The 22,575-nt window shown below is 55.6% G+C and carries 17 protein-coding genes, 1 tRNA gene and 5 pseudogenes; 17 read left to right on the forward strand and 6 right to left on the reverse strand.

What is annotated here, in order from left to right:
* The first annotated feature begins 1 nt into the window (after position 1).
* The 3 genes from ACZ1HE_RS15095 (at position 2) to ACZ1HE_RS15105 (ending at position 4,911) form a co-directional block, all read left to right on the forward strand.
* On the forward strand, positions 2–3,160 hold the full coding sequence (locus tag ACZ1HE_RS15095; protein ID WP_472622062.1) for an efflux RND transporter permease subunit: 3,159 nt from the start codon (positions 2–4) through the stop codon (positions 3,158–3,160).
* Between the two features lie 152 nt (positions 3,161–3,312).
* Complete coding sequence (locus ACZ1HE_RS15100) at positions 3,313–3,582, forward strand: metal-sensing transcriptional repressor (protein WP_472622064.1); 270 nt, start codon at positions 3,313–3,315, stop codon at positions 3,580–3,582.
* A 3-nt stretch (positions 3,583–3,585) separates the two neighbouring features.
* Positions 3,586–4,911: an MFS transporter gene (locus ACZ1HE_RS15105; RefSeq protein ID WP_472622066.1), complete on the forward strand. Its 1,326-nt coding sequence runs from the start codon at positions 3,586–3,588 to the stop codon at positions 4,909–4,911.
* 123 nt (positions 4,912–5,034) lie between these two features.
* On the opposite strand, the gene ACZ1HE_RS15110 is transcribed toward ACZ1HE_RS15105, so the two are convergent.
* Positions 5,035–6,057, reverse strand: coding sequence for a LacI family DNA-binding transcriptional regulator (locus ACZ1HE_RS15110; protein ID WP_472622068.1), 1,023 nt, complete (start codon positions 6,055–6,057; stop codon positions 5,035–5,037).
* 135 nt (positions 6,058–6,192) lie between these two features.
* Here ACZ1HE_RS15110 and ACZ1HE_RS15115 point away from each other — a divergent pair.
* From ACZ1HE_RS15115 to ACZ1HE_RS15150, 8 genes and pseudogenes are all read left to right on the forward strand, one after another.
* Positions 6,193–6,383 (forward strand): annotated as a pseudogene (locus tag ACZ1HE_RS15115) (hypothetical protein).
* A gap of 23 nt (positions 6,384–6,406) precedes the next feature.
* Positions 6,407–7,552, forward strand: coding sequence for a TRAP transporter substrate-binding protein (locus ACZ1HE_RS15120; protein WP_472622070.1), 1,146 nt, complete (start codon positions 6,407–6,409; stop codon positions 7,550–7,552).
* 113 nt (positions 7,553–7,665) lie between these two features.
* Entirely contained in the window at positions 7,666–8,178 is a 513-nt protein-coding gene (locus ACZ1HE_RS15125; RefSeq protein WP_472622072.1) for a TRAP transporter small permease, read from the forward strand.
* Between the two features lie 11 nt (positions 8,179–8,189).
* A pseudogene (locus ACZ1HE_RS15130) lies at positions 8,190–9,517 on the forward strand (TRAP transporter large permease).
* Positions 9,518–9,529: 12 nt separating this feature from the next.
* A pseudogene (gene hisD, locus ACZ1HE_RS15135) lies at positions 9,530–10,836 on the forward strand (histidinol dehydrogenase).
* Positions 10,829–11,590: an SDR family NAD(P)-dependent oxidoreductase gene (locus ACZ1HE_RS15140; protein WP_472622074.1), complete on the forward strand. Its 762-nt coding sequence runs from the start codon at positions 10,829–10,831 to the stop codon at positions 11,588–11,590. The pseudogene hisD and the gene ACZ1HE_RS15140 overlap by 8 nt, the downstream one beginning before the upstream one ends.
* Complete coding sequence (locus tag ACZ1HE_RS15145) at positions 11,587–12,567, forward strand: alcohol dehydrogenase catalytic domain-containing protein (protein ID WP_472622076.1); 981 nt, start codon at positions 11,587–11,589, stop codon at positions 12,565–12,567. Before ACZ1HE_RS15140 ends, ACZ1HE_RS15145 begins: the two co-directional genes overlap by 4 nt.
* A gap of 20 nt (positions 12,568–12,587) precedes the next feature.
* The gene (locus ACZ1HE_RS15150) at positions 12,588–12,998 is read left to right on the forward strand and encodes a universal stress protein (protein ID WP_472622078.1); all 411 of its coding nucleotides are present in this window, start codon (positions 12,588–12,590) and stop codon (positions 12,996–12,998) included.
* Here the strand turns inward: ACZ1HE_RS15150 and ACZ1HE_RS15155 are convergent.
* A complete protein-coding gene (locus tag ACZ1HE_RS15155) occupies positions 12,983–13,156 on the reverse strand; it encodes a hypothetical protein (protein WP_472624615.1) in 174 nt (57 codons plus the stop codon). The genes ACZ1HE_RS15150 and ACZ1HE_RS15155 overlap by 16 nt on opposite strands.
* Between ACZ1HE_RS15155 and ACZ1HE_RS15160 the strand changes: the two are divergent.
* The 3 genes and pseudogenes from ACZ1HE_RS15160 (at position 13,076) to ACZ1HE_RS15170 (ending at position 15,184) form a co-directional block, all read left to right on the forward strand.
* Positions 13,076–13,538 (forward strand): annotated as a pseudogene (locus ACZ1HE_RS15160) (sulfopyruvate decarboxylase subunit alpha). The gene ACZ1HE_RS15155 and the pseudogene ACZ1HE_RS15160 sit on opposite strands and share 81 nt — an antisense overlap.
* Positions 13,535–14,089, forward strand: coding sequence for a sulfopyruvate decarboxylase subunit beta (comE, locus tag ACZ1HE_RS15165; RefSeq protein WP_472622080.1), 555 nt, complete (start codon positions 13,535–13,537; stop codon positions 14,087–14,089). Before ACZ1HE_RS15160 ends, comE begins: the two are co-directional and overlap by 4 nt.
* A pseudogene (locus tag ACZ1HE_RS15170) lies at positions 14,089–15,184 on the forward strand (alpha-hydroxy acid oxidase). The gene comE and the pseudogene ACZ1HE_RS15170 overlap by 1 nt, the downstream one beginning before the upstream one ends.
* A gap of 39 nt (positions 15,185–15,223) precedes the next feature.
* On the opposite strand, the gene modC reads toward ACZ1HE_RS15170, so the two are convergent.
* The 4 genes from modC to ACZ1HE_RS15190 form a co-directional block, all read right to left on the reverse strand.
* Positions 15,224–16,312 carry a molybdenum ABC transporter ATP-binding protein gene (gene modC, locus ACZ1HE_RS15175; RefSeq protein ID WP_472622082.1) on the reverse strand — a complete coding sequence of 363 codons (1,089 nt, stop codon included), beginning with the start codon at positions 16,310–16,312 and terminating at the stop codon, positions 15,224–15,226.
* A complete protein-coding gene (gene modB, locus ACZ1HE_RS15180) occupies positions 16,309–17,004 on the reverse strand; it encodes a molybdate ABC transporter permease subunit (protein WP_472622084.1) in 696 nt (231 codons plus the stop codon). Before modB ends, modC begins: the two co-directional genes overlap by 4 nt.
* A complete protein-coding gene (modA, locus tag ACZ1HE_RS15185; protein ID WP_472622086.1) occupies positions 17,004–17,819 on the reverse strand; it encodes a molybdate ABC transporter substrate-binding protein in 816 nt (271 codons plus the stop codon). Before modA ends, modB begins: the two co-directional genes overlap by 1 nt.
* A gap of 66 nt (positions 17,820–17,885) precedes the next feature.
* The gene (locus tag ACZ1HE_RS15190) at positions 17,886–18,761 is read right to left on the reverse strand and encodes a hypothetical protein (protein WP_472622088.1); all 876 of its coding nucleotides are present in this window, start codon (positions 18,759–18,761) and stop codon (positions 17,886–17,888) included.
* A 174-nt stretch (positions 18,762–18,935) separates the two neighbouring features.
* On the opposite strand from ACZ1HE_RS15190, the gene ACZ1HE_RS15195 reads away from it, so the two are divergent.
* From ACZ1HE_RS15195 to ACZ1HE_RS15205, 3 genes are all read left to right on the forward strand, one after another.
* A tRNA-Thr gene (locus tag ACZ1HE_RS15195) sits at positions 18,936–19,011 on the forward strand.
* A 1,081-nt stretch (positions 19,012–20,092) separates the two neighbouring features.
* Complete coding sequence (locus ACZ1HE_RS15200) at positions 20,093–21,346, forward strand: ABC transporter substrate-binding protein (protein ID WP_472622090.1); 1,254 nt, start codon at positions 20,093–20,095, stop codon at positions 21,344–21,346.
* A 330-nt stretch (positions 21,347–21,676) separates the two neighbouring features.
* Positions 21,677–22,567: an iron-containing alcohol dehydrogenase gene (locus ACZ1HE_RS15205; RefSeq protein ID WP_472622092.1), complete on the forward strand. Its 891-nt coding sequence runs from the start codon at positions 21,677–21,679 to the stop codon at positions 22,565–22,567.
* Positions 22,568–22,575: the final 8 nt, after the last annotated feature.

The raw sequence follows: 22,575 nt of genomic DNA on the forward strand, positions 1-22,575 counted from the left end.
GATGTTCTCAGCCATTTTCATTAGCCGTCCGAAGACGGCGCTTGTCATTTCGCTGGTGCTGACAATCTTGGGCGGCATCGGTTATTTCGCCCTGCCCGTCGCACAATTCCCTGACATTACGCCGCCTGTGGTGAGTGTTTCTGCCAACTACACCGGAGCCAACGCAGAAACCGTCGAAAACGCGGTGGCCGCCCCGATCGAGGCGCAGGTCAACGGCGTGGACGATATGATCTATATGACGTCCACGTCAGCCGACAGCGGATCGTACTCGCTTAATGTGACGTTTGAAGTTGGTACCGATCCAGACATCGCTTCGGTCAACGTTCAAAACCGTGTTGCACAAGCGCTGGCCTCTTTGCCGACCGAGGTTACTTCGTCCGGCGTGGTTACGCAGAAGTCCTCGACCAACATGCTGATGGTGATCACGCTGACGTCACCGGACGGCACCTACGACGACGTGTTCTTGTCGAACTATGCATCGATCAATCTCAAGGATGCGCTGGCAAGGGTCGCAGGCGTTGGCAAGGCCGATGTTCTGACGGACCTGAGTTATGCCATGCGCATATGGATGGATCCCGACAAGATGGCAGGCCTCAGCATCACGCCCGGCGATGTCATCAATGCAGTGCGTGAACAAAACACTGAAGTGTCAGCAGGCGCCATCGGTGCGCCGCCTGTACCGGGCAACCAGACGTTCCAATACACGATCAAAACCAAAGGCAGGCTGACATCCGCGCAGGAGTTCGAGGACATTGTCGTTCGCACAGGCGACGCGGGATCGGTCGTACGTATCAGGGACATTGCCAAGGTTGAATTGGGTGCTCAATTCTATTCCGCTTCTGGTTTCTACGAAGGCCAGCCCGCCACTGTTTTGGGAATTTATCAAGCGCCCGGCGCAAATGCTCTGGCCGTTTCTGAACGTGTAACTGCTGAATTGGAACGTCTGTCCCGCACCTTCCCGGACGATGTTGAATACGAGATCCCGTTCAACTCCACTGACTTTGTGGAGCAATCGTTGAATGACGTGGTTTCAACCCTCATGCTCACCTTTGCACTGGTGATCTCTGTGGTGTTCGTTTTCCTCGGCTCACTGCGCGCGACGTTGATCCCGGCGGTGGCGATCCCGGTTTCCCTCATTGGTACATTTGCCTTCCTGTTGGCATTTGGCATGTCGCTGAACACCATCTCGCTCTTTGCTCTGGTTCTGGCCATCGGGATTGTTGTGGATGACGCCATCGTCGTGGTGGAAAACGTCGAACGGATCATCGCCGAAGAGGGTCTGCCCCCAGTAGAGGCAACGCGCAAGGCCATGGGACAGATCACTGGACCGGTTATTGCGACCACGCTGGTTCTGCTCGCTGTTTTCGTACCTGTAACCTTTATGCCCGGGATCACGGGGCAACTGTATTCGCAGTTCGCGGTAACGATCTCGACCGCCGTTGTCATTTCCTCGATCAACGCGCTGACGTTGTCACCTGCCATGTGTGCGCTTGTGCTCAAGGCGCGTTCCGGCCCTCCCAAGGGATTGCTGGCCGTGTTCGAAGGGTTCATTGGCGGCATGCGCAACGGCTATGTCGGTATCGTCAGGCGATTGTTGCGGGTACCAATGATCGGTCTGGCGATCATCGCAGCTTTTGGTGTCGGTACTGGGGTGCTTTTCACAAATACTTCCAAAGGATTTATTCCACTCGAAGACAACGGCTACCTCTTTGTCGATGTTCAGTTGCCCGACGCGGCGACGCTGAACCGCACCGAAGAAGTTACCGCGCGCGTCAACGAACAATTGCGCGAGATCCCGTGGGTTGCAAATACAGTCCTTGTGAATGGATTTTCACTGCTCAATGGGCTGATCACCAACGGCGCGATGATCATCGTCAATCTGGATAATTGGGACGAACGCCAAACGGATGAACTGAGTGCCAATGGCATTCTAGATCAGGTTCTTGCAGTTGCTTATGGAGAAGCTGCGGCCTCGATCGTGGCGTTCAACCCACCGCCCATTCAGGGTCTGGGCATGTCGGCAGGTGTAGAAATGGAGGTGCAGCAGACAGCAGGCGGATCAGCACAGGAACTTTCTGCTGCTGTGGGTTCATTTGTCTACGCCGCCAACCAGAGCGACGAGATCGCGCAAGCCTATACCACCTTCCGCGCCAATGTTCCGCAGCTCTTTGTGGATCTGGATCGCGAAAAGGCCAAGACGCTACAGGTGTCCGTGGCAGAAGTGTTCCAGACCATGCAGGCGCACTTGGGATCGTACTATGTCAACGACTTCAATCTGTTCGGTCGCGTCTATCGCGTTATGATACAGGCTGACGGTTCCTACCGGAACAAGGTCGAAAGCATCGGCAATCTTTATGTGCGCTCGACCCAAGGTAAAATGGTGCCACTTGGAACGTTGATTGACGTCGAGAACGTGCTGGGCCCGGTATTGCTCAAACGGCACAACCTGTTCCGCTCGGCCACTGTGACTGCTGTTCCGGCCCCAGGCCTGTCGACCGGGGACGCGATCCGGGTGATGGCCGAGACTTCAGAAACCGCTCTGCCGCCTGGATATGCGTATGAATGGACGGGCACCGCACAGCAACAGCTGGACTCTGCTGGCCTTGTGCAAGTGATCCTGATGCTGGCGGTTCTCTTTGGCTATCTGTTCCTTGTCGGGCAATACGAAAGCTGGACCATGCCAGTGTCGATCCTATTGTCAGTGATTGTCGCCATGTTCGGTGCCGTCGCTGCAGTTGCCATTGTTGGCAGCGACATCAATCTCTATACGCAAATCGGGATGATCATGCTGATCGGGATGGCCGCGAAGAATGGTATTTTGATCGTTGAGTTCGCGATGGAACAAAGGGCCGCGGGCAAGACCATCCGAGAAGCAGCAGCTGAGGCCGCCCATCAGCGTTTCCGCGCTGTCATGATGACGGCCTTGTCATTCCTTCTGGGTGTTGTACCGCTGCTTGCCGCAAGTGGTGCAGGTGCGGCAAGCCAGAAGGCCATCGGTGTGGCCGTGTTTGGCGGCATGTTGGCTGCCACGGTTGTTGGGGTTGTTGTTGTCCCAGTACTCTATGCTGTGATGCAGGGAGCTCGAGAGTGGATTAAGGGAGAAAGCCGCAAGGGCGATGATCCCGAGCCGCCCGACGGAACAACCACCCCTGCTGAATAGTCAAACCCAAAGCCCCGCCAATCCGGCGGGGCTTTGTCGATTTGGCCTTCTGGACGGAGTTATTTCTCGTCTGGAGCATCTCTGGTTTCTACGCGTGAACCCATCCAGGTTGCCAATATTGACCCATCCCCCCGGGGGGATACAAACTCAAGATGAACGATCCTCATCTCCATAAATCCCATCCCAGAATTTCAGCAAGATTGAAACGTGCCAGAGGACATTTGGACAGCGTAGTCGCCATGATCGACGAAGGTCGTCCTTGCACTGATATCGCCCAACAGCTGCATGCGGTTGAAAAGGCCATCACAAGTGCAAAGCGGGCGCTAATTCATGAACATATTGACCACTGTCTCGACGCGACCATGAACAGTGCAGATACTGACAGCACGGCCGACTTTAAAGAAATCACAAGGTATTTGTGACCAATGCTGAACGTTCTGCGGCACCGGGCTTATCGCCACATGTTTCTGGCACAGCTGATTGCCTTGCTTGGTACAGGGTTGGCCACAGTTGCCCTGGGGCTTCTCGCGTTTGACCTGGCCGGTGATCAGGCCGGTCTCGTTCTTGGCACCGCTCTGACCATAAAAATGGTGGCTTATGTGACATTGGCGCCTGTGGCCGCAGCCTTTGCAGAACAATTGGACCGGCGTAGGCTTCTGGTCGTACTTGATATCGTTCGGGCCAGTGTCGCCTTGTGTCTGCCTTTTGTTACCGAAATCTGGCAGGTCTACACGCTGATATTCGTCTTACAAGCAGCATCGGCAGGATTTTCCCCCACATTTCAGGCGACAATACCTGACCTGCTTCCAGACGAGGAGGAATACACCAACGCCCTGTCTTTGTCCCGGCTGGCATACGATATGGAAAACCTGCTCAGCCCCATGCTCGCTGCTGCCTTGCTGACACTTGTGGCCTTTGATGCGTTGTTTGTCGGGACCTCTATTGGCTTCATTGCGTCTGCCTTATTGATCGTAACTGTCGCGCTCCCATCACCCAAACCCAGCAAGCGGCGCGGCGTTTGGGACCGGACCACGCGCGGCCTGCGCATATATCTGGCGACCCCCCGTTTGAAGGGTCTGCTGGCCTTGTGCATGACGCTTTCCAGCGTTGGCGGAATGGTATTGGTCAACACTGTGGTTCTAGTCCGGTCAGATCTTCAACTGGGGGAAACAGCCGTGGCGCTGGCCCTTGGCTGCTTTGGAGCCGGGTCCATGATGGCGGCTGTTCTGTTACCCAACTTGTTGCGCACCCTTTCAGACCGCCCTGTGATGATTGCAGGGGCAACACTGATGTGTGTCACCTCTCTGACACTTGCCATTTGGGTCGCTCTGCTGGGTTTGTCCCTATCGGCACTTATGTCGAGCTGGTTCCTGATCGGCTTGGGGTATTCCGCAATCCTTACCCCCTCCGGTCGGCTTTTGCGACGATCGTCACAAGCAGAAGATCGCCCTGCCCTCTTCGCGGCGCAATTCACCCTAAGCCACGCGTGCTGGTTGATTGGTTACCCGCTTTCCGGTTGGTTGATGTCCAACTATGGAACCTCTCCAACCCTTGTCATTTTGGGGGCTACGGGTGCGGCAACGCTGGTGTTGGCAATTTGGCTGTGGCCAGCACGTGATCCCGATATCGTACCACATGAACACACCAACCTGCCTGCGGACCACCCGCATTTGCATGACGGCCACGAACACGGTTTCGTAATTGACGACTTGCACAAGCGCTGGCCGGGACACAACCAGACCCGCCGATGAACCTCGCAAGAACGACCGTTAAAAACTCACCGAGAACGAGTGTTGCGGCACTTTGTACTGAAATATGACGACGTCTCGACGGTCAAACTTCTGAGAAAAGCAGGCATGCAAAGGTCATTGTCACTATCGGGGCGGTTTGCCGAGGGATTGACGCGAGACAATATGTGTCTCGATGCATGTCGAGACACCCGGCGAGCGCCCTTCGACCATGGCAATCAATTCCAAGGCAGCCTTGCGCCCCATTTCCCGATGCGGCACGTGAACCGTGGTCAGAGATGGAATGACAATATCCGCCAGCTCTATGTCGTCAAAACCGGTAATCGACACATCGCCTGGAACCGAAAGACCCATGCGCTGCGCCTCACGCAACGCGCCTACTGCCAGGACATCGTTTCCGCACATGACTGCAGTCGGAGGATCTTGTGCATTCATCAGTTGACCAAAGGCTAATGCTCCCTTGTCAATTTCATAAGGTGTTTCAATCAACTGTATCGCGTCCGGGTCCACACCACTGGCTGTCAGAGCGTCCTTGATTCCGCGCACACGATTGAGAGCCCTATCATTCCCTGTTGTAATACCCGAAATCACACCGATCCGGCGGTGCCCAGAAGAGATCACGCATTGTGCCAATTCGAACATCGCACCAGAGTTGCTGAACCCAACTGACGGCCGCCGCGCATCGGGCAGAAATGACCATGCAACCAGTGCTGGCACCTGATGCTGGTCCAAATAGCCATAAATCTCTTCCGCTCGTTCATGGCCAATAAGCAAAATTCCGTCGACGCCTCTCGCCACCAAGGTTCGGATCTGCTCGCTTTCGACTTCGGGCCTATAGGCTGAACTGGAAACAAGTAATGAATATCCCTGTTCATGAAGCTGATCCTGAAACGCCTGCAACCCTCGCGCAAAGATCGCATTATCCATCGTCGGGATGATTGCTCCAATACTATAGCTGCGATTGGCTGCCATGATGCGTGCCGCGATGTTCGGCGTATAGCCTAGTTTCTCAACGGCTTGCAGAACCCGGGTTCGGGTTTCCGCGACGACACGACCAGAAGAATTCAGGCACCGGGAAACAGTAGCCGTCGAAACGCCTGCCTCTTTGGCCACGTCGTTAAGTGTTGGTACAGTACGGCTTTTTCCCATTTCCGCTTCTATCGAGTTGTCTGACCTTCTGTCTATCACAAATTTCACAATCCGCCACCAGTTGATGTAAGCGCTTGCATTTCAAATGTAAGCGCTTACAACTTACGTTGAACCGACTCACACTGGGAGTGCTACATGTTTCTTGCTGCCGCGATCGCAATCTTTGTCTTCTTCTTTACAAATGTTGCTTTGGGGGCTTTTGCTTAAGCAGCGCATTTCTCGGTGACGTGGGAGAAATGTTGGTTCTATTTGCGGCATCGATCATGTTCGTCGTCGCAATTCTGAAAAGAGAAGCTGACGAAACAAACAAAAACAACGGCAGCTGAAACAATCCATTGGGAGGAATACAATGAAAAATGAGACGGATTCACTAAAGTCTGCCGAGCGACGGAACTTTTTGAAGCTCAGTGCTGGTGGAAGTTTCACCGCCGCAATGGTTGCAGGTGCCGGGGGTGTATTGTGGTCATCCGAAGCTGCTGCTCAGACCGCCAGGGAAGAAAAAGAGCGCGAATCCGCAGCGGCCCACATCATGACCGTCGCTACCGCATATGTATTGGGTGCGTCACGCAGCTATCCGATCATGCAGTTGGATCTGAAAGAGAACATTCAGAATGCCACCAACGGCAAAGTTTACGTCAAGCTTGCTCCAGGTGGACAGTTGGGCGCCGGTGGCGCACTGGTGCAAAAAGTTCAAGGTGGCACGATCCAGGCCGCGCAGCATTCGCTGTCAAATTTCGCCCCCTTCGCATCGACCGTTGACTTGATTAACATGCCTTACCTGTGCGGCTCGAACCAACGCTTTACTAATCTGGTAAACTCGGACTTTTGGAAGGCCGAGGTAGAACCCAAGGTCGAATCCAATGGTTTCAAGGCACTGTTCTATGTGAACATCGACCCCCGCGTCGTCGCGGTCCGGAAGGGTGGAAATAAGGTGATGAGCCCGGGCGACATGTCCGGTGTCAAATTCCGCGTTCCGGGTTCCAAGATGCTACAACAATATTACCGCATGGTCGGTGCCAACCCAACACCCGTTGCTTGGGGAGAGACCCCCTCCGCGATCAAACAGGGTGTCGCCGACGCGCTAGATCCCTCGGTCGGTGCACTTTACGTGTTTGGTTTCAAAGACATCCTGAGCCATGTGACATTTACCCAAGCCGTGCCAGACAGTCAGGTTTATTCCTGCAATCTGGAATGGTTCAACTCTCTGCCCGCCGATGTGCAAGAGGGCGTGATGTGGGGTGCGGAAATGACCGGACACCAGAACCTGTCCAAGGTTCCGTCCGCGCGCGCCTACGCCATGTCGGAACTCGCCAAAGCTGGCGTCGAATTCCACTCGCTCAGCGATGATCAACTGGGTGAATGGAAGGAGGCAGGCGGCTATCAGCGTTCGGAATGGGATGAGTTCAAGAAAGAACTCGCCGGGTCCATGGATAACTTTGCCAAAATGGAAGAGGCGGCCAGCACGCAAGGCAAGTACTTCGTGCACGACGCCTGATTTCTCATGACACAGGCGCTCTTGTCGGGCGCCTGTTTTCCCTTTTGATGGCATGAACTGTGAGCGTCTTGACGGGGCGCTTCTCAAGGCGTGTCGAACGTTTAGGATTGACGATGAATATCCTGCGAACAATCGACAAAAATGCGGAGCGTTGGCTGCTCTTGACGTTTTACGTGATGCTGGTGGCCACGATGGCAATCGAAGTCATCCGGCGCGAACTCTTTGCCTATTCCTCGATCTGGGGTGAAGAGATCGTGCGTTATTCCTTTATCTACCTGGCCTGGATCGGGGCTGCAGCAGCAGTCAAGGACCGAGCCCACATCCGAATTGACGTGATCCTGCATTACTTCGGGCCGCGGATGAAGGCTGCGTTCTACATCTTTGGCGATCTCGTGATGCTCATCGTTGCCCTCGTGGCGCTCTACTGGTCGTACGAGACCGTACATGTCTCGGCGAAGTTCGGCTCGGTCAGCCATGGACTGCGCATCTCTATGGTGTGGTTCCTTATGGCGGTCCCCCTTGGCTTTGCCCTGATGACATGGCGCCTGCTGCAGTCTTTGTGGCGCGATATCAACGACTTTCGAACCGGACGCCCCGTGTTCGAAGGCGAAAAAATGTTTGATTGAGGGAACGCAACATGCTTTGGCAACAAGTCAATCAAACCGTTGAATTGGGTTGGGATTTCTATCTGCCCGTTCTGATGTTCGTGGGTCTCATCGCCATGGCCGTGCCTGTCTGGGCCGCCATCGGTGCCGCTGCGATCACCATGCTTATCATGTCCGGCGATCTGCCGCTAAGTGCCGTTGGTGAAAGCCTGTTCACTGGGATCGACGCCTTTGCCCTGACGGCTGTTCCGCTGTTCATCCTGACCGGAGACGTTCTGGTACGCACTGGCCTTAGTCGCAAATTTCTGGACGTGGCCGAAGCGCTGACCTGCTGGACCAAGGGCGGCTTTGGCTCGGCCACGGTTCTGGTCTGCGGTATGTTCGCAGCCATATCGGGCTCGGACGCGGCAGGCGCGGCGGCGGTCGGTCGGATGACCATCAACCGTCTGGTCGAAAGCGGCTATCCCCGTCCCTATGCCTGTGCGCTGGTGGCCGCCGGTGCCTGTACCGGTATCCTGATCCCGCCCTCGATTGCCTATATCATTATCGGCCTTGTACTGGGTATTTCTGCCTCGACCCTGTTCCTGGCAGCCCTTATCCCTGGCCTGGCAATCCTGGTGTCGATCCTTGTCACCAACATCATCATGAACCGCCTCTACAGTTATGAAACCGGTGGCAACATGAGCGTTAGCGAATGGTCTGCCAATCTGCTGCAGTCGCTGAAATCCGGTTGGTATGCCTTTATCGTACCTGGCATCATCTTTTATGGCATCTTCTCAGGTCGTCTGACTCCGACCGAGGCCGGTGCCACCGCTGTGGTCGTGACCATCATCATGGGTTTCATCCTGAAAACTTTGAAACTGTCCGACTTCCCGGCCATGTTGGTAAGTTCAGCCAAGGTCAACGGTGTTATCCTGCCCATCATCGCATTCTCGGCCCCCTGGCTGAAGCACTGGCGATCATGGGTGTTCCACAGGGGTTCGTCACCGCCGTGACCGGTCTGACCGATGATCCGGCCATGTTGATCCTGCTGATGATCGGGATCCTGATCGCCGCCGGTTGCGTCATGGAAACGACACCAAACATTGTGATCCTTGCACCGATCCTGAAGCCGCTGGCCGACAACATCGGCATGAACGAGATTCAGTTCTGCATCATGATGATCACCGCGCTAGGTGTGGGTTTCATCACACCACCCCTTGGTCTGAACCTCTTTGTGGTTTCGGGCATTACCGGCGAATCGATCCTGAAAATCGCTGCACGCGCTGTGCCCTTTGTTCTGACCATGCTGATTGTGGTACTTCTGATCGCATATGTTCCCGCGATTTCCACAACCCTTCTTCCTGATATCTACAAATAGGACCTCCCTGCAATGACACGCGAATACCTCAAGCAGGCAACGCTAACTCCCAAATCAAACGCCGCCGAGACGCACCTGATCGTCAAGGAAATCCTGGACGAGATCGAAGCGGGCGGTGATGCGGTTGCGATGAAATACGCCGCCAAGTTCGACCAGTACGAAGGCAACGTTTTGCTAACTGCAGAAGAGATCCAGGCCGCCTGCGACCTGGTGCCTGAAAAACTCAAGGCCGACATCCGCTTTGCCCATGACAACGTGCGCCGCTTTGCTGAACTGCAGAAAAGCACGGTGTGTGATGTGGAAACCGAGATCGCGCCGGGCTTTGTCACGGGGCAAAAAGCAATCCCCGTGGATGCAGCAGGCTGTTACGTCCCCGGTGGCCGCTACAGCCACATCGCCAGCGCAATCATGACCGTGACCACGGCCAAAGTGGCGGGCTGCAAACACATCACCGCATGTTCCCCCCTCGCCCCGGCGTTGGCGTGGCCCCCGCGATCGTTTACGCCGCCCACATCTGCGGCGCGGACAAGATCATGGCCATGGGCGGCGTGCAGGGTGTCGCTGCGATGACCTTTGGTCTGTTTGGCCTACCCAAAGCCAACATCCTTGTTGGTCCCGGAAACCAGTTCGTGGCCGAAGCCAAGCGCATCCTTTTTGGTCGTGTCGGCATCGACATGATTGCAGGCCCCACCGACAGCCTGATCCTGGCAGATTCAACGGCGGACGCCCATATCGTCGCCACCGATTTGGTGAGCCAGGCCGAACACGGCTATAACTCGCCCGTCTGGCTGGTCACCGACAATCGCCCCCTGGCCGAAGAGGTCATGGCATTGGTCCCCGACCTTATCGCCGATCTGCCCGACACCAATCGCGAAAACGCCACCGCAGCCTGGCGCGACTATGCCGAGGTAATCCTGTGTTCCGACCGCGAGGCGATGGCCGCCTGTTCCGATGAATACGCGCCCGAACACCTGACCGTGCAGGCCGAGGATCTGGATTGGTGGCTACAGCGGCTCACCTGCTATGGCTCTCTGTTTTTGGGTGAGGAAACCACGGTGTCTTACGGCGACAAGGCGACCGGCACCAACCACGTGCTGCCCACCTCTCGTGCAGCCAGCTACACCGGCGGTCTTTCGGTACACAAGTACATGAAGATTGTTACCTGGCAGCGCGCCACACGCGAAGGTTCAAAGGCTGTTGCCGAGGCCACGGCTCGCATTTCGCGTCTGGAAGGAATGGAGGGCCACGCTCGCGCGGCCGATGTACGTCTTGCCAAATACTTCCCGAATGAAACCTTCGATCTGACTGCAAATGGCTGAATCAGGAAACCTGTTTGACCTGACCGGAAAGGTCGCCTGCATCACGGGTGCAAGCTCAGGGTTGGGGCGTCAGGCGGCCCTCACCCTGGCTTCTGCAGGCGCGCGCGTTGTGCTGGTGGCGCGCCGCGAAGACGCATTGCGCAAGGCATGCCAGGACATTGGAGCAGGAGCAGCCCATGTAAGGGCAGACATAGCCGACAGGTTTCAGATAGACGATTTGTGCTCGGCAATTTCGTCCCCATTTGGTGCGCCTGACATCCTGGTTCACGCCGCAGGTGTCAACACGCGTGAGGCCGCGGATGACGTAACCTTGCAAGGTTGGGACGCCACTTTGGCGTTGAACTTGTCGGCTCCCTTTTTCCTTAGTCAGGCATTGGTTCCGGCAATGAAGAAGAAAAACTGGGGGCGGATCGTGAACTTTGCGTCGTTACAGACAACTCGCGCCTTTCCAGGTGGCATCGCTTACGGCGCCACCAAAGGCGGGATCGCACAGCTGACCCGCGCTATGGCCGAAGCTTGGTCTCCGTTTGGTATCACTGCCAATGCCATTGGACCTGGTTTTTTTCCAACCGAGTTGACGCAGGCAGTCTTCGAAGATGATGAGCGCGCTGCGCGCAATGCGGCTCAGACCTGTATCGGTCGCAATGGCAGGCTTTCCGATATGGACGGTCCAATCCTGTTTCTGTGCTCTGAAGCATCCGCTTATGTGACCGGCCAGGTTCTGATGGTTGACGGAGGGTTCACCGCAAAATGAAAGCACTGGTCTACGAAGGGGTAGAGACCCTTGTTTGCAGAGACATACCTGAACCGGTCTCGAACGTCGGAGAACATCTCGTTCGAGTTTCAGCCGTCGGCATCTGCGGCTCCGATATGCATGCCTACCTGGGCCATGATGCGCGTCGCCCTGCCCCGCTTATCCTAGGACACGAAGCTGCGGGCCTGATCGAAGGCGGACCACAAAGCGGGCGTCGCGTCACAATCAATCCTCTGGTCAATTGTGGTAATTGCTTGGCGTGCACGTCCGGCCGTGAAAACCTTTGCCCCGAGAGGCAGATCATCTCCATGCCACCGCGCGAGGGAGCCTTTGCACAATATGTCTCAATGCCAGACGCCAATTTGGTGACAGTTCCCGATAGCGTTTCCCTGACCAAGGCTGCTCTGGCTGAGCCTCTGGCAGTCAGTTGGCACGCTGCGCGGTTGGCTCTAGAGGCCCTGCACCCTGCCATGGATCGGCGCGCCGTCGTGATCGGCGGAGGTGCCATTGGGCTTGCTGCTGCTTTGGCCCTTAGGGCAATGGGAGTCGAAGATGTGGTGATCGTTGAACCAAACGAAAGCCGACGACGTTTTTTGAACGAACGCTGCGGTCAAATAACTGCGACGTCGATAAGCCATACTGCTCCATTGGTGGTCGATGCCGTAGGCTATGCCAAAACCCGCGAAATTGCTTCAACATATGTACAGGCAGGTGGTGTAATCGTTCATGTGGGCCTTGGCGAAGACACCGGTGGCCTCGACATCCGGCGGATGACACTGCAGGAAGTTACCTTTATCGGCACCTATACCTATACGGCTCAGGATTTTCGCGATACGGCCCAAGCCATTTTTGATGGCAAGCTAGGTTCCCTGGATTGGATTGAAGAACGCCCACTATCAATGGGTGCCAAAGCCTTTAAGGATCTGAGGCAAGGGATTGTCGCCGCCCCGAAGATCGTGCTTGATCCTTGGAATTGACGCCCGAAAGGAGACCCCTAATGTACGACAAGATACTGGTTCCTATGGCCCTGGACCACGGCCTGTCCCCAGATACGCTTCAGGTGGCCCAATCCCTCAGGGCCCCAGGCGGCCAGATCATGGCGCTACACGTTCACGAAGCCCCGCAAGGGTCAGTTGCCGCTTTTTTGGACAAGGATGCTGTGCGTGAGGGGTATGAACGGGCCGTACAAGTACTCAAGGAAAAAACCGAGGGTTTGGACGGTGTCGAGACGGCAATCGTCAAAGGTCACACATACCGGTCAATCATTGACTATGCCACCACCCATAACATCGGGTGCATCGTCATTGGATCGCACCGTCCGGGGTTCAGCGATTTCCTCCTCGGATCGACTGCTGCCCGTGTGGTCCGCCATGCGCCCTGTGCAGTCCACGTTTACAGAAGCACCTGAAACATTAAGTTCACACAGAAGGCATACTGCCCATGACCATAGACGCCCGGATAACGGATGATCTGATCTCGAACGGGATCGAATTCGTCACCACCGTACCCTGCAAACAATTGGCCGGGGTGATCGAGGAAATCGACGCCCGCCCTGAAATCCACCATGTCCCCTCGAACAAGGAAGACGAAGGGATGGGCCTGTGTGCTCGGCGCCTGGATGGGTGGCAAACGCCCCGCCATCATCATGCAAAACACCGCCATCGGGGTGACCATCAACACCCTGGCGACGCTGATTCAGTACTATCGCATGCCACTGCCGATGCTGATTTCATACCGTGGAGAGTTGCGCGAACCGGTCGCCTGCCAGGTCGAAATGGCCGTTCACACCAAGGCGCTTCTGGCGCAGCTGAACATCCCAACCTACCATTTTCATTGGCAAAAAGACGTCGAAGAGCTGGATAACATCCTGAAATATACCTTCATGTGCAACAAGCCCGTGGCGATCCTGACCGACGCCAACTTCTGGGGAGGCTATGGCGACCAATGATCCGTTCAGAAATTCTTAAAGAAATCGCCCCTATCCTGCGCGAGCAGCTTGTGGTGTGTAACATCGGCATCCCCAGCCAGGAGCTGCACGCCATCGATGATCAGCCCAGCAATTTCTACATGCTGGGGACGATGGGACTTGCGTCCTCGATTGGCCTGGGCTTGGCTTTGGCCCAACCCAAACCGGTGGTGGTGATTGACGGCGATGGCTCGATCCTGACCAATCTGGGGACCTTGCCGACGATCGCCAACAACGTGGCGGACAACTATGTGCTGCTGATCATCGACAACGGGTCATATGGCTCGACCGGGGATCAGCCGACCTATGCGGGGATGAAAACCTCGCTGACGGCGATGGCGCGCGCGGCAGGGTGCGAGAATGTGGTCGAATGCCAAGCGGAAGAGACTGGCGCGGCACTACAAGCGGCGCTGGACAGCGGCAAGATGACCATCATCGTCAGTAAATGCGAAAGCGGCAACGCAAAGATGCCTGTCATCACCATGGACCCTGTCGTCATCAAAGACAGGTTCATGAAAGCCGTCATAAGCTAATGAGCGCCACATCCATCCATTCAGCGGAAGACGCCCGGCGTCTGGCCAAGCGGCGTCTGCCCTGGATGATTTTTGACTATATTGACGGCGCAGCCGGGTTAGAGACTGGCGCTGTCCGCAATCGAGCTGCATTGGACGACATCGTTTTACGCCCCCGCATTCTGCGGGACGTGAGCCGAAGATCGCTGGCGACCGAAGTATTTGGTGTCCCGACTGATCGCCCTTTTGGCATAGCCCCGATGGGCATGTGCAATCTGTCAGCTCCAGGCGCCGATCTGATGCTTGCGAGGCTGGCTGCCAAATACAGTGTTCCACACGGCGTATCCACGGTTGCCTCAACACCATTGGAACAAATCATTGAAACTGCAGAGGGTCACGCCTGGTTTCAGTTGTATTTCAGCGGGGATGGAAGCGGCACGTTCAAACTCTTGGACAGGGCTGTGACGGCGGGCTACGAAACCTTGGTGCTGACGGTCGATGTTCCCGAAGTTGGCCGCCGCCCGCGGGAGTTGCGTCATGGGTTTACCATGCCATTTCGAATTGGCCTCAGCCAGTTCATCGACTTTGCGCTGCACCCCCGCTGGTCTTTGACCACCTTGCTCAAGGGCAAACCGACCATGGCGAACTTCGACATGCCCGGGTATGATTTTGATCGCACAGAAAGCCGGGCCCGAGCGACCTGGGACACACTGGCCCAGCTCAGGGAAAGGTGGCCTGGAAAACTGGTAGTAAAGGGCGTTCTGGATGTAGAAGACGCTCTGCGCCTCAAACAAGTAGGTGTCGACGCCATACAAGTGTCCAGTCATGGCGCAAGACAACTTGAGGCCGCGCCGAACCCGGTCGAGATGCTCTCCGCGATCCGCGGCAAATTGGGAGCGGACTTTCCGGTGTTCTATGATTCCGGGATACGGTCGGGAGAAGATGTTCTAAAAGTACTTTCCTCGGGCGCAGATTTTGTATTTATCGGACAGAATCCTGCAGTTCGCCATCGCTGCAGCGGGTGAAGCTGGTCTGCATGCGCTTTGGGATGTCCTCAGCAGCGAACTAAGCATAGCTATGGCACAGACAGGTACGACATCGCTGAAACGCGCTTAGAACTGATTGAACAGAACCTGCGCTAAGCCTTTCGCAGAATCAGCGCGTTGCGATATCAACCCGAGCAACGGCCACAGCCTTGATCACGGCATGTACGTCTACGCCGGGTGTTAGCTTCAACGCTTCCGCCGACCGACGTGTAATCCGCACAAGCAAATGATCCTCGCCGGATTTGATCCGAACCAGCATTCCCGGCCCACTTCCAGGCCGCATCTCGGTTACCTGCCCTTTGAGAATGTTGAGAGCGGAAATATCCTTGGGGCGATTGCGCGCAATCATGATGTCGTGCGCGAGAATGCGAACTCGCGTTGAGGTGCCTTCTTCCTGATCCATTTTGGGAAGGAACAATCGCCCTCCAGACACGTCCAGTTCGGTCAGGCCGTCGACGTGGTGTCGATAAACCGTAGCGGGCAAGACCGACCCTGTTTCGCGCAGTCCCAGTTGCTGGACCGACGCCGGATCGGAAAAGACTTCACCCGCTGTTCCCGATCGAGAAACCCGACCATTTTCTAACATGACTACGGATGTTGCCAACCGGGCAACTTCGGCTACCGAATGGCTGACGTATAGGACAGGAATATCTGTTTTTTCGTGCAGTTTTTCCAGAAACGGCAGGATCTCTTCTTTGCGTGCATTGTCCAGCGCCGCCAGGGGTTCATCCATTAGCAACATGCGTGGCCGCGACAACAGCGCCCGACCTATGGCCACACGTTGTTTTTCCCCGCCGGACAAAGACCCCGGTCGCCGATCCAGCAAAGCACCAATGCCCAACAGGTCAACCACCTCGTCCTGCTTTGGACCGACCGCTTCGGGTGGAACAAAACGGGTGCCATAAAGCAGATTTTGTAGAACACTCATATGCGGAAACAGGCGACCGTCCTGAAAAACATACCCCAGACGCCTTTTGTGAGGTGGAATATCAACGTTTAGAGCAGTGTCGAAAATCGGTTCTCCATCCAGAATGATGCGTCCGCTGTCTGGGCGCAAAAGCCCGCTTACTGCGTTGATAACACTCGTCTTACCAGCCCCGGATGCGCCAAACAGCGCGGTGATGCCACGAGGCGCTTCAAAACTCACATCCAATGAGAACTCTGGCAGACCGTGTTTTATTGCCAAACTCAGACTCATGAACCAGACACCCGGTTTCTGGCCCGTCTTGCGAGCAATTCCGACGCCACCAAAGCCCCAAGTGCAAGGACAACCGACAAGGTGACCAGACGCAAAGCCGGTCCCTCACCCCCGGGGATTTGGAGGAACGTATAAATCGCGGAAGGCACAGTTTGAGTTTGTCCGGGAATATTGGACACAAAAGTAATCGTTGCCCCAAACTCTCCCATTGCTTTGGCAAACGCCAAAACCATGCCAGTGATGACACCCGGTAAAACCAATGGCAGCGTCACTGTCATAAAAACCGAAACACGTGACGCCCCAAGTGTGGAAGCCGCCTGTTCCAGCCTGGGGTCAACCGCTTCGATCGCAAGGCGGATGGCCCGAACCATAAGAGGAAAGGCCATAATGGCCGCTGCCAGAACCGCGCCAGTCCACCTGAACGCCAAAACCAGACCAAAGGTGTCTTCGAGCCATCCTCCGATCAGGCCGCGCCGCCCAAACACCAACAGCAACATATATCCTGTCACAACTGGCGGAAGGATAAGGGGCAGATGTACCAACCCATTCAAAACCTGATGCCCCCGGAACCGCCAGCGGGCAAGCGCATAGGCGACGAATACTCCGAAAGGCAGACTGAGAAAAACAGCCCAGAATGACACCTTCAGAGACAGCATAACGGCTTGCCATTCTTCGGGTCCAAACCAGCCCATCATTCAGGCTCCTGCGTCGTGCTGAATCCGTGTTTGGCAAATATCTCGATCGCAGGCTTAGAACTCAGGTATTCCAAAAATGCGCGGGCATTTGGTGTGTCTTCGTGGCTGACAATTGCAGCAGGGTAAATAATTGGATCGTGGGTCTCTTTGGCGAAAACTCCAAGCGTTCGAACCTCGTCACTTGAACCGGCATCGGTTGAATAAACGACACCCAACGGCGCTTCACCAATGGCAACCAGTCGCAAAGCCGCCGCGACATTGTCCGTCTGGACCAACTTGTCCTGCACCTGCTCCCAAAAGCCCATGGCCGTCAGCGCCTGTTTCCCGTAGATCCCTGACGGCACAGCCTGAACAAGTGCAATCGCCAGTTTTTCGTCACCCAAGGCCTCATCCATCCGCGCACCAGACACAGGCTCAAAATCTGTTTCAAAGTCCGATGAGGCAATCAAAACAAGGCGATTGGTCAACAGATCACGCCGCGTATCCTCAACGAGCAGGCCCTCTGCCTCCAACAGATCCATCCACGCCGTGTTTGCAGAGATGAAAACCTGCGCTGGTGCCCCATGCTGAATTTGACGAGCCAAAGTGGAGCTGCCCCCATACGAACGATGCACGACAACTTCAGTTTCCATTTCATAGCCACGGACAATCTCGTCCAGCGCGGGTTTCAAACTTGCAGCAGCAAAAACAGTTACGGGGTTTGCCCAGCCCGGCACAGACGTCGCGAGTAGAGCAACAAAAAAGGCTGCCAGAAACCCCCAATTTCCTATTCGTTCAAGCATGTCAGGCCCAGTCGTATCGTCGGTGGCCATATCCCAGTTTCACAAACGCGCAACGTTCAAGGTGGAACGCTGAACCAGAGTTGGGTAGACGACGCGTCATGGGGCTATGAAGGTAACGCCAGGAATGCGCTGGATTGCCAGAACATCCTCGTCGTAGATCTCTGTTACCTCTTCCACCATTTCTTCCGTCCACCCCTCGAGGTCAAGTTCTTCCTCGACCTGATCTTCGATGGCATACTTGTCCAGAAAGGCAGAAATCACGCGTCGGCGCTGCATCTCGGTCATACCTTGGTGTTGATGCAGATAACCCCGGAATCGTTTCATGCCTTCGGTACTCATGATCTCAGACAATAGTGAAAACCCACCCGTCATTCGGGCACCGTGTTCCAGCCCTGCAAAGTCTCGCATGATTTGCCCCCATAACAGAGGCGTATCCTCATTGCACCAGATGGTCAGGGGTACATCGGGCGCAGCATCCCGAATGCGTTGGATCATTTCTGACCAGCGCAGGTTCAGGGGATTCGTGCTTAGAAGGACCTCATTGATGCGCGCTTGGGACGCGTTGGCCAAAATGGCAGGAATAAAGAAAGCCGGGTTGCAGATGGCCATGAAGATTTCGATCTGATCATAAGGGAACAGCTGACTCAATTGCCGAACTCGAATGTCAGCCAAAGGATAGAAGATGTCCCCTTCCACCGAAAAACGCTGAGATCCAAAAAAATGCGGATTGGACAACAACATGCGATCCGCCACCTCGTCGTCCAGAATCGCATCTATAAGCACATCGCGTGCGCCATCCGAAGGCTCTGCCTGCTCCATAGCTTCAAAAGCATCCTTGAGCAGCGTTCGATATTTCCCCGGCCCCGGAACAGCGATCCCTCGTTTGCTAAAGGCTTCCTTGTTGTACAACATGCATTTCAGCAGACGTTCGTCATCCGTGCCGTGTGCTCCGGTATGAAAGATGATCTGCATCTTTGCGCCTTTTGCCTTTGAAAAATAACAATCATCTTCTGAGTTATCGCGTTGTCAGAACCCAGTCAAACGCGTTCGCTGAACGGCCATGGAGGTGGAAGGTAAAACAATCTGCGTGTAGCGTTTTTTTTCGTCTTGCAGAACCTGTACTTTGTCTTTAATTCGAGCGCCACGGCCCCTATAGCTCAGCTGGTAGAGCAACTGATTTGTAATCAGTAGGTCCGCGGTTCGAGTCCGTGTGGGGGCACCATTTTTCAAAGACTTAGCAGGAACTGCCCATCGTGGTATGCTCAGAAGGGCAGCGAACAGGCGTTTTGCGTCGCTGATTTCGTTTGCCCTTTTCGTGAGCTATTGTCTCCAGTTCGAGGCCGACTCTTTCAAGGCGAAGAGTGCTGAAATCAAAACGGCTTGGATAAGAAATCCGATCATAATAAGGGCCTGCTCGTTTTGTTCGTGCAGGTCCTAGCAAGCCAAACCTGTATCCGCCTTAGCGTGGGATTAAATTCAGGCGAGCGTTAACCCTTTCTTAATTCTTCGCCCTCTCCTCATCTCGGTGGCAATGCCAGAGATCAGCACGGGCTCTGGCATGACACCATCGATCAATTTGAGTTTCTCCTCCCCCGTTATCCAGTCTGTAAAAGCCAGCTGCTTAACCAGACCACCCAGCGGTGTCTGGTCGTCAACTTCGATCGGTGTATGTTTCAACCCTATATGATCGATCGCGCCCTACCATATCGTGTATGTGATGGATCTGGGATTGACCCCCTATACACGCGCAGCTTGGGCCCCGCCAATGTAACGAATGACACTTAACTGGCTCCAAAACCGGCCCTGTAAACAGGGTCCGCTACAAGTACTGCTGCATTTCGTGAGGCGTGTCGGCCGTCCAGCACGATCCTGATCTTCTCTTCCGCTGAATACTGCTTGCGGGTGGCTCTTAAGTGTTCCGGGTTTCTGTCTCATCTCCACTCCTTGGTGGTTACGATGTGCCAGAAACCCTCTCTTATCAAATCACCCTAAACTGTCCCATTGGTGCTGACGTCAGACAATTCAGCCGGAAAATTAGGTCAACACTATACCTGAAAAAGTGACTTGGAAGTTGGCCAAAGCACCGCAGCATAGGTGGATAACCACGTCTCTTGAACTACACGGGCCTTTCCCCGCACGTAGCGAAACGGCGCAAAACCGCTAGCAATTCAAAAAAATCAGACCAAAGGTTACATCGCATCACTCTCCGAAATTTGGATTGGAAACTTCCTGACGCAGGCTTGGTTGGTCTGCCGCGCGGCTTCCGCGCAAAGGGCCAATTCAAACATCGCAGGGAGGAAAACATGCGATTGAAGTACCTGACTACTATATCCGCCGCCGCGCTGATTTCGGCTGGCGTGGTACAGGCGGAACCGCTCAAGGTAGGTTTCCTGGCCACGCTTGAGGGCACCTATACTGTGCTGGGCGAAGATGGCCTTCGCGGCTTCAAGGTCGCGTTGGATGAACTTAACAACATGGCAGGTGGCCGCGAAATCGAAGTGATTATCGCAGCAACCGACGCCAGCCCCGACAGCGCCGTGCGCGCCGCCCGCAAGGTCGTTGAGCAGGATAAGGTCGACGTCGTGATCGGCCCGCTTTCCGGCTCGGAAGGGATCGCGTTGCGCGACTACTCCAAGACGCAGCCGCAAGTGACCTTTATCAACGGCATTTCGGGCGCGCAGGAAACCACCTGGGTTGATCCTTCGGAAAACTTCTTCCGGTTCAATATGGACGGCGCGCAGTGGTCGGCAGGCCTCGGCTCGTATGTCTACAATGAAAAGGGTTATGAGACCGTCGCCACGATTGGCGAGGACTATTCCTTTATCTACACGCAGGTCTTTGGTTTTGCGCTGGAATATTGCCAGGCGGGTGGCGAGATCACCGACCGTTTCTGGGTCCCGCTGGGCACCAAGGATTTTGGCTCGATCATCGCGGCCCTGCCGGATGACGTCGACGCGATCTATCTGGGTCTTGGCGGCGGCGACGCGGTCAACTTCCTGAACCAGTACCAGCAGGCCGGTGGCGACGCCAACCTGATCGGCGGCACCATCATGGTGGATGGCACGGTTCTGAACTCGAAAGGCTCGGCCAAAGAAGCGCTGATCGGCGTGCCCTCTTCGGGTCCGCAAGCGGATGACTGGGACAACGCGAACTGGAAGAAGTTCGTGAAAGCCTATCAGGACCTGTTTGCCCCGGAAGATCGTTTCCCGAGCCCGGCGCTGATGGCCACAGGCTATTATAATGCGACCACCGCCATGGCGCGTTGCATGGATGCGGTGAACGGTGATCTGTCCGACGGTCATGCAGGGTTCCGCGGTTGCCTGTCCACCCTCGTGCTGGAAGACGCCCCCAACGGCCCGATCAGCCTTGACGGAAATCGTCAGGCCATTGGCACCAACTTCCTGACCGAAGTGGTTGAAAATGCCGATGGGACGCTGTCAAACCAGCTGATCCAGGTGATCGAAGGTGTGAACCAGACTATGGGGATCGACGAAGCAGCCTTCCGCGCGATTGGCTTACCGAGCCGCGAAGTGCCCGAGTGTAAAACCTCGTACTAACCCGGCACCAATGCCCCTCGGGCCAACGGGCCCGGGGTGTTTTATGCAAATCTCATTTTAACTTTGGCACCCGGAAGGGGAGGAGACGTCAGTGACCCTGATAGACTACCTGAACCGAGTGCATTTTGCCGAAAGCATCCTAGAAGAAGCGCTCTGGGGGGAACTGGATCAAAGGCGCGACGCCAAGTTCCTTATCCTGACCACGTCTGAAGATTTGGAAGGCGAACTGGGCGAGAGGATGAAAAGCGGCCTGCCAAGCCAGTTGGATACCGTCACCTGCGAAGTGAGCGGCGGCGTTCCGACCGAGGCCGAAGCCAAAAAGCAGCCGCAGTGTTTCGTGAAACCCAATGTGATGCAATCCTCGCAGGTGGTCGGGGTTACGTTGTCAATCTTGCCAAGGCGGTGCGCCTGCTGGTTGGGCACGATGCCTCGCTTTCACGGTTTTCTGAATCGCAGGGCGGCGCCGTCCATGTACCCCGAACCTTGCCGGACCTGATTGCGGTGCCGCGGTTGCAGGGGTTTGTCGCCGGGTTCAACGGGCTAATCTCTATCATTCTGGAAGACGGGAGGATGATCGACATCGCCAGCCGCGGCATCGTCCCCACCGTGACAATCGGTGATCCGACCGTGGCAACGACTGAACCCGCGTCTGTTCAGGCAAGCGCCTGTATCGATGCCGTGACGCTATGCGCCGAGGCATTGCTGTCGCCAAACTACAATCCCCCTGCAAGCGGGCTGGCGATGGATGGGTTCAGAAGAGGAATGCAGACACTGGGATCGATTCCACATCACGCCAAACCTGAAACCATCCGCGAAATCATGGCAGCAGGCATTAATGCCGCACTGGTCCAGCAAAAAGGTCTGGGGTTGGCCCATGCGATCACCAGCAGCCTGTGCGCGACCGTTCTCGGATCCTTGGACAAGGGCGCGATCAAACGGCTGCTCTTGCCCGAAGTCATTGATTTTTATCATGACAACTCCGTTCTGTCCCGATCCGCCCTGATGACCGCGATGGAGATGACCAATCCACTTGATGTCGCCAAGACCCTCCGCCGGGCAATGCGCGACATGCCGCTGGAAAACTCTTTGGGCGCGATGGGAATTGAAGAAGACCACATTTCACTAGCCTGCGCCCGGGCCGCCGGGCACCGCGCCATGTCGAACACACCGCGCCACGCAAGCGCGGCGGATATCCGAAAAATACTGACATCTCTACTCTGAGGAATACA

It is taken from the genome of Falsiruegeria sp. JB4-1 (genome assembly GCF_055693495.1).

Bases quoted from the DNA above. Each gene is read 5' to 3' on its own strand.
- ACZ1HE_RS15105 (WP_472622066.1), top strand. From the start codon at position 3,586: ATGCTGAACGTTCTGCGGCACCGGGCTTATCGCCACATGTTTCTGGCA.
- ACZ1HE_RS15100 (WP_472622064.1), top strand. From the start codon at position 3,313: ATGAACGATCCTCATCTCCATAAATCCCATCCCAGAATTTCAGCAAGA.
- ACZ1HE_RS15110 (WP_472622068.1), bottom strand. From the start codon at position 6,057: ATGGGAAAAAGCCGTACTGTACCAACACTTAACGACGTGGCCAAAGAG.
- ACZ1HE_RS15095 (WP_472622062.1), top strand. From the start codon at position 2: ATGTTCTCAGCCATTTTCATTAGCCGTCCGAAGACGGCGCTTGTCATT.
- ACZ1HE_RS15125 (WP_472622072.1), top strand. From the start codon at position 7,666: ATGAATATCCTGCGAACAATCGACAAAAATGCGGAGCGTTGGCTGCTC.
- ACZ1HE_RS15150 (WP_472622078.1), top strand. From the start codon at position 12,588: ATGTACGACAAGATACTGGTTCCTATGGCCCTGGACCACGGCCTGTCC.
- ACZ1HE_RS15155 (WP_472624615.1), bottom strand. From the start codon at position 13,156: ATGGTGGATTTCAGGGCGGGCGTCGATTTCCTCGATCACCCCGGCCAA.
- ACZ1HE_RS15190 (WP_472622088.1), bottom strand. From the start codon at position 18,761: ATGCAGATCATCTTTCATACCGGAGCACACGGCACGGATGACGAACGT.
- modA (WP_472622086.1), bottom strand. From the start codon at position 17,819: ATGGCCACCGACGATACGACTGGGCCTGACATGCTTGAACGAATAGGA.
- ACZ1HE_RS15145 (WP_472622076.1), top strand. From the start codon at position 11,587: ATGAAAGCACTGGTCTACGAAGGGGTAGAGACCCTTGTTTGCAGAGAC.
- modC (WP_472622082.1), bottom strand. From the start codon at position 16,312: ATGAGTCTGAGTTTGGCAATAAAACACGGTCTGCCAGAGTTCTCATTG.
- ACZ1HE_RS15200 (WP_472622090.1), top strand. From the start codon at position 20,093: ATGCGATTGAAGTACCTGACTACTATATCCGCCGCCGCGCTGATTTCG.
- ACZ1HE_RS15140 (WP_472622074.1), top strand. From the start codon at position 10,829: ATGGCTGAATCAGGAAACCTGTTTGACCTGACCGGAAAGGTCGCCTGC.
- comE (WP_472622080.1), top strand. From the start codon at position 13,535: ATGATCCGTTCAGAAATTCTTAAAGAAATCGCCCCTATCCTGCGCGAG.
- modB (WP_472622084.1), bottom strand. From the start codon at position 17,004: ATGGGCTGGTTTGGACCCGAAGAATGGCAAGCCGTTATGCTGTCTCTG.
- ACZ1HE_RS15120 (WP_472622070.1), top strand. From the start codon at position 6,407: ATGAAAAATGAGACGGATTCACTAAAGTCTGCCGAGCGACGGAACTTT.